13 protein-coding genes and 1 pseudogene are annotated in these 17,731 nt (G+C 59.0%); 4 read left to right on the forward strand and 10 right to left on the reverse strand.

Translation table 11 applies throughout. From position 1 onward, the window contains the following. Positions 1-15: 15 nt before the first annotated feature. A complete protein-coding gene (locus BV911_RS14980) occupies positions 16-1,434 on the reverse strand; it encodes a TolC family protein (RefSeq protein ID WP_086054433.1) in 1,419 nt (472 codons plus the stop codon). A gap of 144 nt (positions 1,435-1,578) precedes the next feature. Between BV911_RS14980 and BV911_RS14985 the strand changes: the two genes are divergently transcribed. Further along, a complete protein-coding gene (locus tag BV911_RS14985; RefSeq protein WP_086054434.1) occupies positions 1,579-2,277 on the forward strand; it encodes an OmpA family protein in 699 nt (232 codons plus the stop codon). Between the two features lie 453 nt (positions 2,278-2,730). Here BV911_RS14985 and BV911_RS14990 read toward each other — a convergent pair. Further along, positions 2,731-2,919 (reverse strand): annotated as a pseudogene (locus BV911_RS14990) (hypothetical protein); the annotation flags it as partial. Positions 2,920-2,989: 70 nt separating this feature from the next. After that, positions 2,990-8,056 carry a peptidoglycan-binding protein gene (locus BV911_RS14995; protein ID WP_086054435.1) on the reverse strand — a complete coding sequence of 1,689 codons (5,067 nt, stop codon included), beginning with the start codon at positions 8,054-8,056 and terminating at the stop codon, positions 2,990-2,992. 797 nt (positions 8,057-8,853) lie between these two features. Here BV911_RS14995 and BV911_RS15005 point away from each other — a divergent pair. Both BV911_RS15005 and BV911_RS15010 read left to right on the forward strand, forming a co-directional pair. Beyond that, the gene (locus BV911_RS15005) at positions 8,854-9,369 is read left to right on the forward strand and encodes a superoxide dismutase family protein (protein WP_240512267.1); all 516 of its coding nucleotides are present in this window, start codon (positions 8,854-8,856) and stop codon (positions 9,367-9,369) included. A 548-nt stretch (positions 9,370-9,917) separates the two neighbouring features. Beyond that, positions 9,918-10,820, forward strand: a complete 903-nt coding sequence (locus BV911_RS15010; protein ID WP_086054438.1) for a 5'-methylthioadenosine/S-adenosylhomocysteine nucleosidase — start codon at positions 9,918-9,920, stop codon at positions 10,818-10,820. Positions 10,821-11,398: 578 nt separating this feature from the next. Here BV911_RS15010 and BV911_RS15015 read toward each other — a convergent pair. From BV911_RS15015 to BV911_RS15035, 5 genes are all read right to left on the reverse strand, one after another. Further along, positions 11,399-11,890, reverse strand: coding sequence for a YidB family protein (locus BV911_RS15015; RefSeq protein ID WP_086054439.1), 492 nt, complete (start codon positions 11,888-11,890; stop codon positions 11,399-11,401). Between the two features lie 51 nt (positions 11,891-11,941). After that, positions 11,942-12,199 carry a GlsB/YeaQ/YmgE family stress response membrane protein gene (locus tag BV911_RS15020; RefSeq protein ID WP_086054440.1) on the reverse strand — a complete coding sequence of 86 codons (258 nt, stop codon included), beginning with the start codon at positions 12,197-12,199 and terminating at the stop codon, positions 11,942-11,944. 47 nt (positions 12,200-12,246) lie between these two features. Next, complete coding sequence (locus BV911_RS15025; protein WP_086054441.1) at positions 12,247-12,543, reverse strand: PRC-barrel domain-containing protein; 297 nt, start codon at positions 12,541-12,543, stop codon at positions 12,247-12,249. 501 nt (positions 12,544-13,044) lie between these two features. Continuing rightward, positions 13,045-13,809, reverse strand: a complete 765-nt coding sequence (locus tag BV911_RS15030; RefSeq protein ID WP_139840103.1) for a hypothetical protein — start codon at positions 13,807-13,809, stop codon at positions 13,045-13,047. 7 nt (positions 13,810-13,816) lie between these two features. After that, the gene (locus tag BV911_RS15035) at positions 13,817-15,127 is read right to left on the reverse strand and encodes a hypothetical protein (protein WP_240512268.1); all 1,311 of its coding nucleotides are present in this window, start codon (positions 15,125-15,127) and stop codon (positions 13,817-13,819) included. Between the two features lie 532 nt (positions 15,128-15,659). Between BV911_RS15035 and BV911_RS15040 the strand changes: the two genes are divergently transcribed. Then, a complete protein-coding gene (locus BV911_RS15040; protein ID WP_086054443.1) occupies positions 15,660-16,484 on the forward strand; it encodes an alpha/beta fold hydrolase in 825 nt (274 codons plus the stop codon). A 459-nt stretch (positions 16,485-16,943) separates the two neighbouring features. Here the strand turns inward: BV911_RS15040 and BV911_RS15045 are convergent, their stop codons facing one another. Continuing rightward, entirely contained in the window at positions 16,944-17,417 is a 474-nt protein-coding gene (locus BV911_RS15045) for a hypothetical protein (RefSeq protein WP_139840104.1), read from the reverse strand. 113 nt (positions 17,418-17,530) lie between these two features. Beyond that, positions 17,531-17,731 (reverse strand): IS3 family transposase (locus BV911_RS15050; RefSeq protein ID WP_139840022.1); only part of this gene is annotated, 201 nt, incomplete at its 5' end.

The raw sequence follows: 17,731 nt of genomic DNA on the forward strand, positions 1-17,731 counted from the left end.
CGCACCCGGAAAGTCTTAATTTTCTACCGAACGTCGCCAATCGGTAAAAGACCGGGCGTCAAACCGTTTGGGTTCCCCCACCGAACCCACATCAGGGGCGTTCTGGAATTGGCGGGCATAGTCCGTTGCATCCTCTGGGGGCTGAATACCCATCGTTTTCAGCAAAGTCCCGGTCGCGGCAAGAAGGCGATAGCGGATATAGATTTCCAGCGACCGGGCATTGACCAGATTGACCTGCGACTGAAACAAGGAATTTTGGGTATTCAAAATGTCCAGCAGCGACCGTGATCCAACGGTATATTCCTCTTCGTATGTCTCGCGCAGCTGCAGCGACAAGTCCGCTTGTCGGGTCAGGGTGCCCACACGGCGTTGTGCAGCCTGCCAATCATCCCACGTGTCGCGCACCTCGCGCTCGACCAAGCGGGTCTGATGCAGCAACGTTGACCGGCTTTCGCTGATGCGCCGGATCTGTTCTTGCCGTTGCGCGCGTTTCCGATCCCCTTGCAATTCATACCGCAGCACGACGCCAACCTCGGCATCTGCCAGTTGGCCCTCGAACCCGCCGACGTCCTCGCCAGCAGAGACTTCCGCCTCCAGATGCACGGTTGGGGCACGGTTCGCGTCTGCCACGCGCCAGCGTGCCTCGGCCGATCCGACATCTGCCTGCGAAAACCGGATCGTCGGGTTTTGTCGGCGCGCGACCGACAGCGCCTGTTCGACCGATCCATGCACCTGAGAAGAGATGCTTGGCACAGTGCCAAGCGCTTTGGGTTCGATGCTGACCACTTGCAGGAATTCGTTCTCGATGCCTTGGGCTTCGAGTTCAAAATTAATCATCGTATCCTCGGCGAACAGCACCCGTTCACGGGCCTGTTGCACGTCGCCCACCGGGATTGCACCGCTGCCAAACGCGTTGTCGAGCCGGGCGAAAACATCCAAGTGATAATCCAAATTCTGTCGCGCAAGATTCAACATGGATTGCGATCGCAAGACATCGGCATATAGGCGGATCGCCTCAAGCGATAGGAACTCGGACCGCTCCAGCACCCGCAAAGCAGCCGCATCGACCCGATAGGCCTGACGCTCGATCTCGGAACGAATCCGGAACCCATCATACAGAACCTGCGAGACGCGCCCTGTCACCCGATACCCTTCTATCGGATTACTGGCAGAGGACGCATCCGTAGACCGGGTCCCGTCATCAAAACTCGACCCAGCCCAGGCCTCCAATTCAAACTTTGGCATGCGGAACGATCGGGCTTGATCAAGCTCGAACTCGGTCGCCTGCTTGTTGGCTTCTGCAGCGCCGATCTCTGGATTTGTTTCCAAAACGGTGCGAATGGCGTCTTCCAGTGTAAGCGCTGACGCCTGCAACGGCGACAGGCAAATTCCGGCAACAAGACCCAGACCTGAAAGAGCGTAACGAAGTCTCATGGTGTTCCTTGTTGTACTCGAAGACCAGTTCGCCTTAACCTTTAGTGCGACTCTCGCCAAAGGGTCAAACGAAGGTTACAATTTTAAGTGAGTGGTTGTTTTTCCACGACACTATTGCATCAAACAGGGCTTTGATTCGAACACATGTCCATCGCAAATATTCTCCGCGCACTTGCCGTCCTATGTCTTCTGTCCGGCTTTTCGGTGCCCGCAGCGGCGCAAACGATCGGGACCGTCAATTTCGCCTTCGACTCCGCCGAACTTGATGACACTGCTAGGGCGGAAATCGCGAAGATTGCGGACAAATTGAAAACGATCGATAGCTACAAGCCGACCGTGGTGGTCGGCTATACCGACGCTGTAGGAAATTCCGGCTACAACCTCGGGCTCGGCCAGCGGCGCGCAAACGCGGTGGCGACTGCGCTGACGGCACAGGGCGTGCCTGTCGACCGTGTCGGACTTGTTGAAAGTCGGGGCGAGACTGACCTGCTGGTGACTGTCTCCACTCCTGAGCGCCGCAACCGCAGGGTCAATGTCACGCTCGAACAGATGATGACCGCCTGCAACAGTTACCGGACCGTTCCCCTTTCGCAAAGTTCGATCGGAAATGAATTGCAGGATGATCTGCAAACCCGTCTGATTAATGCGACGACGTATTTTCAGCAATTTCAGTCCGATGGCTTGAACACACCCGCCTTTCAGGTCGCAGGCGCCACCCGCGAGGCCTGCGAGATAGCGGTCGCCTATGACATGGGCGCCTTTCGTAAACTGGAATACGCGCAGCGCTGCTTTTGCAACGCCGCTCGCCTTGATGTCGCTCTAGGAAAGATCCCACCCGCGTGAATTGCCGATCAATCCTAGAAGACAACCGGCCAACACCGGCCGCAGTACCGGATGACATTGAAACGCACGACATTTAGGGGGCCGCTGGGCGCTGTTGTGCCAACGGGGTGTAGCCGCATCGCCCCTTTTCCGGGACACACTTATTTTTACGACCATGATTATGGGTACGCCAAGCCCCGTAATCCGGTTCAGCACAGCTGCGCGGAACTGACCTCGGCAACTTAGCGTCTTGGGAGGACCCGCTCCCGAAACGAAGAAGCCGTTCCAGCGCTGCCTGATGAAGGCCTATGCCGGCTTCACCGAACGTGTGGACGCTCATCAGGTCGGCTGCATGGTCGAGGGGATCGCCACACATGGTTCCGGAAAGAACACGCCGATCCTACATATTTGGGGCGATAACGGCGCTGCGACCGAAGGGGTTGTTTCGCAAGCTTTCAGTCATCCCGGTGGCGACTACTCACCGGACACACTTTCGCTGCGAGCGCCGCAAACTGCTGCGCGGGGTGAGGCCGTGGAGCCGAATTGTCCATTCCGGATCATGTGGGCCGCCTCGATCCCAACGATCGTGTCGACCGCGGAATGGAACGCCTTGAACCCTTCCATGGCGCCGGTGATCCGTTTGATGAACCGATGGGACAGCTCCCCTATAGCGCGGCCGTCGCGGCTCCCAGCCAAGAACCGCGACGATACCCTTTGGCCGCGCGGCTTTGCCTCAGAATTCGATGTCCATTTCCAGCGGCACCTCAGGCGTGTGCAACGCGGCCTCCGCACGGCGCAAGGCGTCGAAATCGACCATCATCACACTGAAGCCAGAGGTCCCGCCCCATTGCTCGGCGCGTTCCTCCATATAGGTCAGAACCACGCCGCAGGCGGTGGTGTATTCCAGCATATCCGGCGGATAATGGGGCAGCCCCAACGCCCACGCGCCGCGACTGGCGCGCAATTCTGTCCAGTCCGGCGTGCCGATGCCCTCCAGACGTGTCCAGCCACGCAAGCCCTGCCCGGAATAAGGGATCGCGCCGCAGACCTCTGACCCCGGCCCGGTAGCGCCGCCCAGCCAGGCCGACAGGCCATGCATCCCGATCTCGGAGCCATTGGTATCCGGAGCGCCGTATTTCTGATCCAGCGCTTCAGCGATCTGGTCGTAGGGCAGCGTGCCCTCTTGCAAGACCATGCGGCGCATCAGCGCCACCACTGGCCCGTCCGGCGCATAAGAGCCGAGGCTGATCGCCTCGTTGCCATCGCGGGTGATGTAGACGCGCCGGTATGCCATCGCAGGCGAGCCTGTGTCATCGGCCACATCCGGCGGGGTCTCAAAGGCTGCCACCACGCCACCGCGCTGCAGAAGAATGCGGGCGGCCTCTTCCATGCTCTGGCCCGTGCGCAGACCAAGTACGTCGATTTCGGCCGGTCCTATTTCAAACTCGGCAATCTCTGGCCAGGTTAATTCTTCGGCCTCCGCCGCCTTTGGTGCCCGCGGCGCGGATGGGATCGATGCCGTCTGCGCGACGGGGTCCGGCTGCGGATCTGCCGCTGGCTCGGGGTCCGCCTTTTCTATAGGCAAGGCAGCCATGATCGCCTCTCCAGCGGTGCCGTCTGCGCTCAGCAACCGGGTGGTTTCGGCCTTGCCCCGCAGCAAGACGTCAGGCAGCGGGTGGGAACCGGCGAATTGGCTGACCTCCTCCAGTGTGAATTCGACACGTGCGACCGGTGCGCTTCCAGCGGATTGACCCTCATGCACAGCCCCTTCCAGCACCACCATTCCGTACCAAAGCTCGCAATTGGAATAGCGCGCGCTTAGCCGTTGCTGGATAAGCGCATATCGGCGTGGCAGGTCGAAGGCGCCCCCGGTGTCGCGCAACAGACGGCCCAAATCATTGGCATCCTCGCGCAGTTGCGGCAGGGCTTGAAACAAGTTCCGGTCCCCGCCGTAGATCGCGCCAGCCTCCATCGCCTCCCCACACACCTGCTGGTTGCGCCCGCGATGGATGTCCACCGCAAACTGATCGCCAAGCGCCTGCGCCTTGGCCTGCATGTAGCTGGCAAAGGACGGCCGCATCAGCTCCGCCTCCGGGCCTTGTGGTCGGTCAGTGTCAGCTTCGAAAAAACGAGGACCGGGCAACGGCCCTGCGCTGCGCTCGTTTTGCCACGCTGACAACATCATCTCATCACCTGCCTCCCCCTCCGGCACCTGACCAAAGCTGCGCACCAGAAGCAGATCGAACACATGCGGATCCAGCAATGGGCGCGCCTCGCCAAGGGCCGAGAATTTAGAGGGTTCATAGCGGGCGGCCAGACGGTCAGCGTGGGCGGCATTGTTGTCCTCATAGGACATCGTCGCCAGTACAGTGTTCGGTTTGCCATAATCGTCGGCGTGCCAGAACAGCACTTCCTCGGGTTGCAGGATCAGCTCGAATCTGGGCTGCTCGTCCGCCTGTCTAGGGTGGCTCTCGTCGGTGACACCCTTGGGCGTGGCCCGCATCAGGAACCCGATCTGACGTTTTCCAGGATCGGCGGATTCGACAATTGCGCGGGACAGATCCGGCGCGACCGGCAGGCTTTGGAACGGGTTTTCCCCGATCAGCGTCGGCGTGATACTGGTGCGGCCGGTGTCGCCTCGCAGATTGAACCGCACATAGCCCCCCCCTTGCCTAAAGCCAAAGGTCCCGGCGTTCAGGTCATATTCGGTAAGTGATGCCGTGCCCTCAATCCACACCGCCCCCTCGGGTTGCTCCTTCAGGCTGGCCACAGTGTCCCGCACTGCGCCGGGGCGGTCGAACTCGTTGGCCTGTTGGACCGCGGTCTGGGTGCGGGCCAGCCGTTCCCAGACCGCGTCGTCGCCGCCAAGATTACGGGCCACCGCGGCCAGCAGACGCGGCCCGCTAACGCGTTCGGCCTGGGCAATTCTGGCCAATGCGCTGGAGGTGGTTGAGTCCGGCCCAATGATCTCGGGGTTCGGGATCAGCACCGCCTTGGGGTCGATTTCCATCAGCGGCTGGCTCAGCCCCGGATCGAGGAACAGAGCCACCCGTTTCAGCGTCGCGCGGCCCGGACGCGGCTCGTTAACCCGCAGCGGATACCGCGGCGAGAACAGGTTCTCGATCTCGGTTGCGTCACTGCTCCAGTCTAGGTCCGACCACCACGCCAGCGTGATCTGCGAGTCGCCATACGGATTGGCGGCCCGCAATGCATCGCGCAGTCGCCGCGCCTGATCCGACGGCATCGGCAGGCTGGTGGGAAGATTGCCGAACCGGTCCACGGAATAGAGCCCCTGTCGGCTCCGTTCTGCCACTTGCGGCTGCTGGGTCGACGCCACCCGGAAACTGACGTTCTCCAGATTTTGGATCGGAAAGGCGCCCGCGTCGAAATCATATTCGCTCAGGCGCAACTGGACCTTGTGCAACATCGGCAGTGGCCATTGCGGGGCCCGGGCGAGTATGCCGTCATAATAGTTGGCCAAGAACGCCCGCTTTGCGTCTTCTCGCAGAAATTCGTCACGAAAGGCGTTAACGGCAATACCCGCCAGATTCTGTGGGCGCTCAGGGTCATAGAGCGCAGCCAGATCAGAGGGACCGCCCGGCTGTTGTTCTCCGAAAAAGGCACGCTTTTGCATGTCCGGTAGCAACGATGATGCCACGGCGGCAAAGTTGTCGCCTTCGCGCGCCACGTCGGGATTGGCCCCTATCCAGGCCAGATTGCCAAAGGTTGCCCATCCGGCCTGGCTGTCGTGGGTCTGACTGGCCGCCAGCACATGGCCATCCTGGATCGGCAGCCCCAGTTCGCGCGCCACCACCAGTGCCTCACGCCCGCCAGCAACCGGCACCGGGGCAGTATCCAGCGGCCACTCATAAAGCACCGGTGTTTGCGCCCCAACCACTCCGGGCCCGTCGCTCTGATCGAGATAATGCAATGTCACCCGCATCGGCACAAAGGTCGTCGGACGGTGTCCCCCATACATGCCCGCACTGCCAGAGACGTTGGTGTTCGCGAATTCGGCAATGGACTCGTCAATTCCCAGCCGTGTCACCCTGCCCCAGACGACCTGCGTCAGTCGTTTGCGATCGGCCGTCATCGCCTCGTGTTGGTTCAGAAAGGTGCTCGCTTCGTCGCGGCTCATCGGCAGCATGTCGGTGCCGGGCAGCACACCGCTGACCACAAAACCGCGGCCATAGCCCCGCGCTGACGGGATCGCTTCGGCGAAGTCCGGCGTCGGTCGCAAGCGGATGCCCTGTCCGTCCACGTATTCAAGCCGACCATACCTATTGGCGCCAATCGCGCCTAAGTAGACGGCCAAGGGTAAAGGCTGCTCCGCAGAGGGCATCGGTACGCGCTGCGCTTCTTCCAGCAAACGCTGGCGCTGCGCGGCAATGGCGTCCTGCAATTCCAGCGGGTTCAGCTGGGACAGGTTGCGGTTGACGATGTTAATCGTTTCGCCCGTCTGCAGGGCGCGGTCAGCGGTCAGCGACTGCCGCACCATGGTGTCGTCCGACAGGATCTCGGGATCGAGCTTGAGTTCGGCCAGCATCAGCTGGCGCGGCATGTCGTCTGGTGCCACGAGAAAACGGTTGTTCGCCATGTGCATCCAGTCGCCGCGACCAATCTCCGGAAAGTCGACTGCTGCCCCCCCCGGCCCTGCGGCACCCGCATCAGCACCCGGTAGGCTGACCCCGTTTGCGCCAAAGCTCGCGACGGCAAAGCCACCCGACGATCCGGCATCGGTCCCGTTGCCAAACCCGCTGCCGTCACCCGGTCCCGCGGCAGCAAAGCCGCCCCCGCCTCCCGTGAAGTCACCCGCCGGCACCGGTGCCATTCCAGTCAGCTCGGTGATCCGCCGCGTCATCTGCGCATCGATGCAGCCGGCATCGGCACCACAGGCATTGCGTTGCGCCATCCAGGCCTGATGACGCGGCAGCAAGGCAGCAGTTCCCCCGGCCCCAGCGGTCGCCACCGACCACGCTTGGGCGAGTTGTAGGTCCAACGACGCCAGCCGGGTGTTGCCGCAGATCGCCCATTCGGTTGCCGTGCCCGCCTTGTTGCAGTCAAAGCTTGGCCCGGCCTGCAACGCTCCGCTTGGGGCCATCGCCTGCGCGGTCTGAACCCGCGCCATGCCCGACCGCGCATTCGGCGGCACGCCATGCACCCGCGTATAGAGCGCCGCCTCATCGCTAGGGGCCAGCGGGGTGTTATACGCCGAGAGCCCCGCATCACGCCGGAACGCGTCCAGAGCTGCCTGCGATTGTGGCCCCCAGGCCCCATCCGGGTTCCCGGGATTATAGCCCAGCTCTTGCAGATAGGCTTGCGCTTCGTACACCTCGGTCCGGCGCAGTTCTGCCGTCTCCACGCCACCGCTGGCATTGGCGCGCATATCGGTACTCATCGCCAGTCGTTGCATTGGCGTCAGGTTGCCCGTCGGGGAAAACCCGCGACTGACCTGATAGGCTTGGATCGCCGCTCGCGTCCGTGCCCCCGGCATCCCGTCCACCGGCCCCGCGTCGAAGCCAAGCGTGTTGAGCGTGCTCTGCAACTCCATCGCCGCCTGTCGCGCCGGATCCACCCGTGGCGCTTGCCTTTGGGGTTGGCCCTGGCCCTGCGGCCGAACCTGCTGTTGCTGCTGCTGTTGTGGCTTGTTTATCTGGTTCAGGATCACCGCCGCCCCCAGCCCCAACAATTGCTGTTCGAGGCTGCTCTGTGCAGTGGCGCGCTGCGGGGCCGTCGGCAGCCAGCTGATGCTTAAGACAAAACCAAGAAGGATTGCGCGGGAACCGGGCGAAATTGCCATGGGAAACTCTCCGATGCTTAGCCGACTTATCTTAAAGAGATTAACAGAAAAGCTTACGTAACGGCAAAGAGCTATTTTCTATTAAGGTATATTTCCGGGCGTGCCGCGAACTTTCAGGGACGTCGAAGACGTGCTTGAAACCGTACTTGACTATGCTGCAAGCGATGCATGAGCACCTTAATTCGTTTGATAAGTATCTGATCATGCTGCAAATATTACTGATGGAAGTAACTTTTAGGACGGCAATGGTTTTGACGGATCCGGTGATCTTCAGGATCACATTCACCCTTTGCAAGCCTGCGAAGTCGTCGCTGCTTTTGTCGATGATCACGCGATCGGGTATGCCGTTCGCGCCTATCGCACACTTAAAGTAACGCTGGGCAGCAGCCGTATCGCGACGCACTGACAGTCTCCACGTATGTTGGTAGGATCGTGCGATAAGCCTTCGGATTTTCACGGGACGGGGCCGGGGAACTTACCACCCCATATCCCACTCAGTCCGGCGCGCTGTTACGCAAAGGCCCTGACGCTAGGCGATCCCGATAAGTTGAGGTCCCGCGGCAGACCTTCAAGTAACGGACCATATGTAGCGAGGGGAAACTTCATAGGGAACGGACGACGGGTTTGCTTGTTTTCATGGTATAGGAAAAAAGAACGTGACCATCCCCGCGTTATCCAAAGCCGAATACAAGGCGCAGGCCCAGCGCTATCTGCCACCGGGGCGAGACTGCGAAATTCGAACGCAGGCCCGGCTCACGCGAATACGAGCAAGCGCCGGCTCGAATTGAAGGAGAAGCATGATGCGACTTTCGAAAATGTTTGCGGCTCTTGTCGCTTTGACGATCACTGGGTCGATGCCGCTTTCGGCGGCAGATTTTGCGCGAGCCGAGGTGCGCGATACAGACGGAAATATCGTCGGTGGAGTCACTGCCGAAACCACGCCGTCTGGCACAGTGTTGCTGACCGTTTCGTTGACCGAGTTGCCGCCCGGCATACACGGTGCGCATATCCATGAGACCGGCGACTGCTCGGCTTCGGATTTCAGCTCGGCCGGAGGTCACGTTGCGGGTGACGCACAGCATGGCGTCGATAGCGCGGAAGGCCCGCACCCAGGGGACATGCCCAATATTACCATATTAGAGGCAGGCGCCACGCAAGTGGAGATTTTTTCAGATCAGCTCGATATTGACAGAGATATTCTGGATGATGACGGATCAGCGTTCGTGTTGCACGCCGGCGTGGATGACTACACGTCTCAACCTTCTGGCGCGTCGGGCGACCGCATAGCGTGTGGTGAATTTTCGGCGGAATGAGTTTGTCCTGACGTGCTTGCTCTTGATCACCCGTACTATCGAAAAGCAGAGCATCGCCCCCCCCCGCCAGACCTATAAAAAGCTAAGGGGTTACGGCTCCGTACGGTAGGGCGAAATACCGGCTATCCGGATTGCGGAAACGGCAGTGCGGATAGCTGCACCGAACCCACCCTGACGGGTCTCCCCGGACGCCCGAGTTACCCGTCACGGGGCCCAAAAATGAGCCCCGAAGCAAGCCGCCATCGCGACAATACAATGCGGGTGCGCGCTAAAAAAAAACGCTCGGAAACGCCTGCGGCATGACAGCCTGCTCAGATGCACCTGGAAACATGCTTCGCCAAGCCCAACTCAATCGCGCTAACTTCCTTCATGGACGTTCTCCATTGTCAGTTTACCCATACCCGCCATGGCATTTTGTTTCTGCCGGGGTCGCCGACAACATCACAACCTGTTCTTTGCACCACCGAAAGGAGGGCCTCGCCGTCTCAATTCCGTTGACGAGCCAACGGCGCTAGCCGAATGTTAATCGATGGTTAATAGGAGATCCGATGCTGCGCCTATTCAAACTTTTCATCGCACTCGCGGCCCCCGCCGCCGCCTCTGCGCAAAATTTCGACGACACACCGCGAACGGCGATCATGTCAGCTTTTCCGCCGGAAATTGTCGCGCTGCAAGAAGGCTTTACCGACCAAGTTACCTACAGCCTTAACGGGGTCACCTTCACCACCGGGCAATTTGAAGGCAAACCCGTGGTGATGTTCCTGTCCGGCATAAGCATGGTCAATGCGGCGATGACCACGCAACTGGCGCTGGATCATTTCGCCATTAAACGCATCATTTTTTCGGGCATTGCCGGAGGCGTCAACCCCGACTTAACGATCGGAGACGTGGTCGTGTCGGCGCATTGGGGGCAGTACATGCAAGGCGCCGCCGCGCGTGCCGAGGACGAAAACTATGCTTTGCCGGTCTGGATGTCATCAGATTTCGCAAACTTTGGCATGTTCTACACGATCCCTTACGGCGTTCTCGCCGATGGTCTTACTGAGCCGGACGGGCGCTTTTGGTTCGATGCAGACCCAACGTTGCTTGCTGTTGCCGATACTATCTCAACAACAGTCGTCTTGGACAACTGCAACGCAGAGGCCGCATGCCTGAGCCGCGCACCAACGATTGTGGTAGGCGGAAATGGCGTTTCCAGCGCGTTATTTGTGGATAACGCAGAGTTGCGAAAGCACGCCTTCAACACGTTTGATGCGCAGGTCTTAGACATGGAAAGTGCGGCGGTCGCGCAGGTCGCGTTCGCCAACAAGGTACCATACATCGCGTTCCGGTCACTGTCGGACCTTGCCGGCGGCGGAGAAAGTCCCAATGAAATGAAAACCTTCATGTCCTTGGCGGCCAGTAACGCAGCCATTGTAATGCGCAGTTTTGTAGCGGCGCTAGACGACTGATCCAAAACGGTGATTGGTCCCGCAAAAAGGCCTGCGTTTTTTTTGGGGGGCACGTCCCCGACGAGACAGTCCAGCCCCCGTGCGCCGCTGTCGCGGTTTTACCGCCGCAGCACAGATCGATCCAGATGTACGAAAGGAAAGGAAGGCCATCGTTCAAGCCCCCTTTTGTTGTCAGGGTAAGCGGACGGGCTTGTTGTGTCCTTCCTGCGGCGGGCCAACCTGCAACTCTGCATCCAAAACCGGGTCTGAAGGATCAAAGACAGTTCCCACCTTAATTGCGCCGGCCGGATTTCGCCCACCCGATGCGCTCCCGCGCAGATCAGCGCCTCCGATGGCCCAAGACGTCGCGATGCACAGCAACCGTTAGGCCCGCCCGCACCGTTTCCTAAGCCGCCAGCGCTGTCTTGGGATCAGCTGCCTGTTTTTTAGACGACCCCATTTAACCCAATACTTACTGGCCGAGAGCAACCTTATCCCCAGATCGCTCCACAAATAATGTGGGTATCTTTTTAATGTGAGACGGGGCAGCCCCCGCGCGGGACCAAGGGCACATCCCCTGAGTCATCTGCAAATGCGCATCACCCGGTCTGCGTGGGCAACTGCCCTTCGGGCGTGTATTGATCCACTGCACCCGGCAGGTCGCGGGAAAGGCGTGATAGAAGTTCTTCTCGCGACAGACCGGTATGTTCAGTCAACCCATCAAGGGTTTCAGAGCCCAGAGCTTGTTCAAGATCACGAGGTGCAACATTCCTATTTGTTCCAGTCCCAAGCCAAGAGTCCACTGTTTCGGCATGACCATTCTGGCGAAAGCGATCGGACAGTTCTGAAAGCCCGCTTCTGAGAAACCCATCGCTTCCGGCGTTACCAAAAACATTGCCGAGAAGACCCTCAAGCCCCGCCTTTTGCCCCGATCTGCGGTCTGCGGAACTGCCCGTGATGTTATCTGGCGTACCACCTGTAGAGCCGCCGCGGTTTGCCAGAATTTCCGATATTTTGTCCCAATTCTGAAAGCCTGCCACGGCCAAAAGGCCGAGCAAGGCGGTCATAGAGGGAAATCCGCCTCGTGCCATGATAAATATCCTTTCTTTAAGAGGCTCAAGGCCCCCCTGATGACATTGACGTTAGGAGTTTCGGCGACCAGGAAGCGCACCCCAGATCAGCAGGACGATGACTGCGCCGATGACGGCGCCAATCAGACCCGCACCGCCCTCTGCACTATACCAGCCCAACGCTTGCCCGAGCCACGTGGCGACGAAAGCACCGACGATGCCCAAGATAGTGGTCAAAATAAATCCGGATGGCTCGTTAGCGCCGGGGGTGACGAACTTCGCGATCACTCCGGCGACAAATCCGATCAAGATGGTCCAGATGAAACCCAAAGTTGCTCTCCTTGAAATGTGAGGAATTTTGACGCTTTTAAAACTTCTCAGTGCTTATGCTCTGGAAGCTCTTTCAACTGGTCCTTCGTCATTGCGGTCGTGGCATGAACTTTGCCATTTTCATCACGCATGAAGTTCAGACTTGAGACTGGCAATGCCACTGGCTTTGCGCCGATACCAAGAAAGCCGCCTACATCGATTACCGCTTCTGCGGTCTGGCCGGTGCCGTGGAGATGGGCCACGTTTCCGATATCTTTATCATCCGGACCGTAGACATTAGCACCTTGAGCGGTTGCAGTGTTCAGTTCTTCGGCGCGGAGAGGGGTATGCTTGGAATGATCCATTGGGTGACCTCACTTAGGGTGTAGTTTCCAGTCGAAAATACAACCTCATCAAGGGTGGTTCAGTTCCAATCACCAAACAGTGTTGTTCCGGTATTTGATCCGCACGGCTTCGATTGCCCTCGTTGTGCTGACGTTCGCGTTTTCCGAGTTATGGACGAAAGCTGGTGACGCTTGATCAGGCAGCTGTCTGCGATTGGCGGCGTCCGTCGCGGACCTCAGTCCCTTGGATGATTTTGGGCACCGGACCAATCCCGGTCTGGATGTCACGCTCTGGCAGATGTCCATGTCGGACCAACTTGGCCCAGCCATTCCTGAGTTTATCCGTGCCGAATAAGGCACTCGACGCGGCAACCTCCGCCTCAGTTGCTTGTTCGAATAGCTTTCGGGCCCATCTCGAAGGCCACCGGTCAATGGGTCCGGGACAAATCCTGATGGATCCGGCAACGGGCCAATGGTCTTCTCTGTCACCCGGCAGATTATGGTCCCTAATAAACGCGCTGCTCAGTCAACCACTTCCGTGGCAAGAGCAAAGTCCAACAATTCCTTTTCCACCAGAATATAGATGTCTTCAGGCGGGGTACGCATAGCAATGGCGGTCAGCATCGGATCGACGCCCATCGCATCAAGATAGACAAGCGTGTCGGCCTGCCCCTGTTGTATCCCGTTGACGGCGATGAACAGTGGCATGACCGCGTTCTCATCAAAGTAGTGCTGATGAACGCCGACCCAAGCCTCGCGCGAAACCGTTCGATCCGTCCCACCTGCAAGGAGATAAGGGCAGGAGGATAGGCAAGACGCCTGTGACTTTACAGTCGTCGCGAAGCCACCATCTCTAATCTGTCGACCCAATTCAAGTGCCACCCGTACCTCACCGCCACCGCTATTCAGCGCGATCAATTGTGGCGCCTCGGGGTGGTCCGCGAGGAACTGCACGAACCTGTCGGCCGCTCCGTCATCAATTTGCCCCGACGCGATGATCACAGGGTTTTCTTCATCGGCAAGGCTGAACTCCATCCGGCGTGGCAATGTCTGGGTCCGGTTTCCGGGTCCACGACGGTCGGGGTCGAACGGAGCGTAGCGAGGCCGGTAGTCGCGCCGCTGGTCGCCCGGCGACACCGGACCGGTCACAGGGGCTTGTCTGTCTGTGCCGTAGATCAGAACATTGGCGATATCATCCGTGAACAGCAGCGCAGCGACGACCACCTGCAGGACCATACAGCCTCGGATCGCTGATTTCGCTGACGGAAGCCGGTTCAATACACCCATTGCGGTCTCAGCCGCTCTGATTCGACTTAACGACGGTCGGTCCCTCTTGTCCGCTCTCGACAGCCTTGGGCACGTTACCTGACTTATGGGCCATACTCGCCTCGATCTCAGAGAACGCCACCATCGAGCGGCGCAGGTCGGCAACCGTCATTGTATCCTCAACCGCCGTTCCTTCCCGTCCTGATCTGATCGCTGCCTGCGTTACCGCCAAAATGAAAACAAGAACACCAGGCAGCAGGTCGATGGCGATCGCACCGGCCCAACTGGGCACAAAATTCCCCGCATAGCGGATCACAGCGTCTGCGCTTGATATCGGCGTATAGGTGGATTCTTCTGGCTGCGGCATTGCCGCGACTTCTGCCGCGGCATCTCGCAAGGTTGTGGCGCGATTGTTAAGCGCCTGTAGGAAGGCACCGATTGTTGCCTGCTGATCACCGCGTATCGACGCTGTCCGACCGTCGAGTTCAGGCAGAACAACCGAAGCACTCAGATCTTCTGCGGCCCGAACGACAAGCTGGGCCACCTGTAACTGCCGGAGCGTCGTGATCACACCCGCCAGCCGTACGGATTCTTCAGAAAATGTAACCGACCGCTGATCCACCGGCCCCGGATCGACGATCAGCGTCCGCATTCGGCTGAGAATACCATTGCCCTCGTTGAAGGCGCGCTCAATTGGCTCGTTCTGGGCGGCGATCTGCAATTCAAGCGCGCGCAACTCGTCTGCCTTCTGATTAAGAAGCCGGAAAACAGCCCCCTGCCCGGCAGTGCCAGACAGGTTACCGGATTGTTCTTGCTCCGACAGATCCTCGAAACTTTGTCGCGCGCGCGCAACGTCCCGTTCCAGTCCTTGGGCGCTAACGGCAACAAAATGGGCGCGCTCAAGGCTGCGCTGATAATCCTGTACGGTACTCGCGAGGTGCTGTTCCACAGCAGCCCCGCCAGCCAACGCCGCCGCATTCAGCCAAGACGACATGGCAATGATTGCCAAGGATCCCATAAACATCGCCAATGTCAGACCCAGAAAACCGGACGCGGTGCGCATCGCGGGTAACAGGCGCATCATATAGGACCAGAAGACGAAAATTCCGACAGAAACTGCGATCGAATAGGCAATAGCCGCGAAGAACTTCATCGATCCCGTCGCTTCGAGAAGCGTACTGACCCCGAGATATGTATAAATCCCCGAGGCCGTCGCTAGCACGCCGAGGGCCGCCGGCGTGAATGTATCCAACCACCGCAGATGGCCTTCAAGCTCGCGTGCGCTTCGAAGGCCGCGAGAGGTTGCGGTCGGCTCCACATCGTTGTCACTCAGCGTCATATTGGCCCTCGCACTGTTGATCTCCTACTCGCAGCAATTTGACAGCTACTTAACACGGTCGCCGCGCATTCCAAATTGTCGGCTGACCGACTTTATGTCGGAATAGCGGCCCCCCTGCGAAGCGGACATGCCGTTACTCGTCTCTAGTCACCTGCATGACAGCGCCGTCGGTTTTGTCGAGCATCAACAGTGTTTCGCCATCTCGGACCCGGCCCGCGCCGGGCACAGCTCAACCGCCAAACCCGCGAAGCGCCACCTCCGGTTAGGCGTTATGCGCCGTGGTGCCGATCACAAGCCGCGCCCGTCTTGACTGACCCAGCCCGTCCGATCACGACGTCGCGGTCGGCCTTCTTTGTCCTCAACCCAGTTGGTCACCGGATGCCTTACCCTCCCGATCATGTCTCGATGATCGTTAGCGGGCGTTTGCATGGTGCGCCTGAGGTTTCGCATTTTTGACGGAGAGCGGCTTTGGAACGAACATGACACGCGCGGGGTTGGGAGGCGAAACAACGACAGAAAGAGAGGCAAGCCCATGAAACGTCATACTGCACACGTCGATGGAATGGAGATGCATTGGGAAGAGGTCGGGACAGGAGACCCCGTCATTCTGGTTCATGGCATTCCGACAGGGCCAGCGCTTTGGCGTAAGGTCGCGCCCTTAATTGAAGGGCGGCGTGTCTTAGCGTGGGAAATGCCGGGCTACGCTGCATCGATTCCGTTGGGCGAGGCACGGGATATATCCGTCGCGAAGCAGGCTGAATACCTCGTTGCTTGGATGCAAAGCCAAGGGATCAAACGCGCGATCCTCGTCGGGCACGATCTTGGTGGCGGCGTGGTGCAGGTGGTGGCCGTTCGCCATCCCGATATGGTGAACGGCCTCTTTCTTACCAACGCAATCTGCTATGATTCATGGCCCGTGCCACTGATCAAAGGGATCGCGGCGGCGGGGTCCATCCTTAAACATGCACCAGACGGATCGCTTCACCAACTCTTGAAAATGATGTTCTCAAAGGGGCATGTCACCGATGCAGCAGCCGACGCGGCCCTGACTACGCATGCGCCCCATTATGACCAGAACGGCGGCGCAGAGGCTTTCGTGCGTCAGGCCCAGTCCCTGAATGTCAATGACACCAAATCGATTGCCGGCCAGCTTCCGAACCTCGGCATTCCAGCGCGGATCGTTTGGGGGGCAGATGACGACTTCCAGAAGATTGAATTTAGCGAACGGCTGGCTGCGGACCTGAAAGCGCCGTTGCGGCGTATCGAAGGCGGCAAGCATTTCACGCCGGAGGATTTTCCCGAGGTGATCGCAGAAGAGATTAACGCGTTGATCCGCACGGTCGACGCTGAGGCATGAGGTTCATGGTTGGACGATGTTACCGGCGTTACCGACAATCGCAAAAATTCCAAGTCCGACTCTGACCATCATGAACTGGCTGAGACTACGGCACGAGCGGTGGGCGACAGGGCGAAGACCGTTGGTCAGCGTGCTATCGATGCCGGGATACCGAAGCCGACAAGCAGGAGCTGGTCAAATTCTGCCCTAAGAGACCTGTGCGCGACCGGCCCCGCGTGTTTTGGTCGGTCGGCCCAGTCCCAGCAAAGGAACAATAACAGATGACACCAAGCCGCGGTTTTGCGAAGTGTACCTTAGCCGCGATGACCACAGACCGACGCACGGGCCCAACGGCCCCAGACTAGGGCCGCACGAAACGAAACGACAGACAGGATAAGAACCGAACGCATCGCTTTAGCGGATCAATCCCTTTGATAAAAACGGTTTGACTGAGACGAACCCGGCACCTGAGCCCTCACCCTAGTTGGATGGCTCAAGTCGGACATCGAACGTCCCTGACACGGCTATGGCAGCATTCAGATCAATATCTCTGCCGTAGTTCTCACTGGGGCCGACACGACCTTCGACGCGTCCTATTAACTTCAAGCTTTCGCCATCCGTAGAGATGTCTTCAATGACGACGCGCACACCGCCGTCCTCGTTGCCAAACAATTTTTCGCCCTCAACCTCTGCCCGGATTTCTTCGAGGATTGCGTCCGACCCCTGAACATCAAATGAGAGCGAAACAACGTCTTTATACCCGTTGCCGCCTTTCGGAGCGAACCAGATGCTGACGGATGCATATTGAAGAGACCCAGTCCAATCGCTTTGCGAACTATTGACCTGAAGCTCCGTGCTGCTCCCATCGATTGTCAGAATTGCCTCTCCTGAACCGTCCGCGGTGGCGGCACTCGCAGCAACCGACATCAATGCGGCCAACAAAATTCTCAACATATCTCGCCTCCAAATGCGCTGTCCGGGCTTCATACTGCGCCCTGTAAATTTATCACCTGTTCAGACCATGGTACTGAACCGCGCCGGGTTTGCCGGAGGCTGAATTGTCTTAGTTACGCGGCCATATCTGATCTTTCCATAGCAGCATAGAAGTTTGCTTCTGCCTCAGCGGGCGGGATATTCCCGATAGGTTCCAGCAGGCGGCGATTGTTGAACCAGTCGACCCATTCGAGGGTGGCATATTCGACGGCTTCAAAGCTGCGCCAGGGGCCACGGCGATGAATGACCTCAGCTTTGAATAGGCCGTTTATCGT

The sequence above is a fragment of the Pseudoruegeria sp. SK021 genome (assembly GCF_002119405.1).
In the GTDB taxonomy this organism is placed as follows: Bacteria; Pseudomonadota; Alphaproteobacteria; order Rhodobacterales; family Rhodobacteraceae; genus Meridianimarinicoccus.

Excerpts from the sequence above, each read along its gene's own strand:
- BV911_RS14980 (WP_086054433.1), bottom strand. The coding sequence starts at position 1,434 with ATGAGACTTCGTTACGCTCTTTCAGGTCTGGGTCTTGTTGCCGGAATT.
- BV911_RS14985 (WP_086054434.1), top strand. The coding sequence starts at position 1,579 with ATGTCCATCGCAAATATTCTCCGCGCACTTGCCGTCCTATGTCTTCTG.
- BV911_RS14995 (WP_086054435.1), bottom strand. The coding sequence starts at position 8,056 with ATGGCAATTTCGCCCGGTTCCCGCGCAATCCTTCTTGGTTTTGTCTTA.
- BV911_RS15005 (WP_240512267.1), top strand. The coding sequence starts at position 8,854 with ATGATGCGACTTTCGAAAATGTTTGCGGCTCTTGTCGCTTTGACGATC.
- BV911_RS15010 (WP_086054438.1), top strand. The coding sequence starts at position 9,918 with ATGCTGCGCCTATTCAAACTTTTCATCGCACTCGCGGCCCCCGCCGCC.
- BV911_RS15015 (WP_086054439.1), bottom strand. The coding sequence starts at position 11,890 with ATGGCACGAGGCGGATTTCCCTCTATGACCGCCTTGCTCGGCCTTTTG.
- BV911_RS15025 (WP_086054441.1), bottom strand. The coding sequence starts at position 12,543 with ATGGATCATTCCAAGCATACCCCTCTCCGCGCCGAAGAACTGAACACT.
- BV911_RS15030 (WP_139840103.1), bottom strand. The coding sequence starts at position 13,809 with ATGGGTGTATTGAACCGGCTTCCGTCAGCGAAATCAGCGATCCGAGGC.
- BV911_RS15035 (WP_240512268.1), bottom strand. The coding sequence starts at position 15,127 with ATGACGCTGAGTGACAACGATGTGGAGCCGACCGCAACCTCTCGCGGC.
- BV911_RS15040 (WP_086054443.1), top strand. The coding sequence starts at position 15,660 with ATGAAACGTCATACTGCACACGTCGATGGAATGGAGATGCATTGGGAA.
- BV911_RS15045 (WP_139840104.1), bottom strand. The coding sequence starts at position 17,417 with ATGTTGAGAATTTTGTTGGCCGCATTGATGTCGGTTGCTGCGAGTGCC.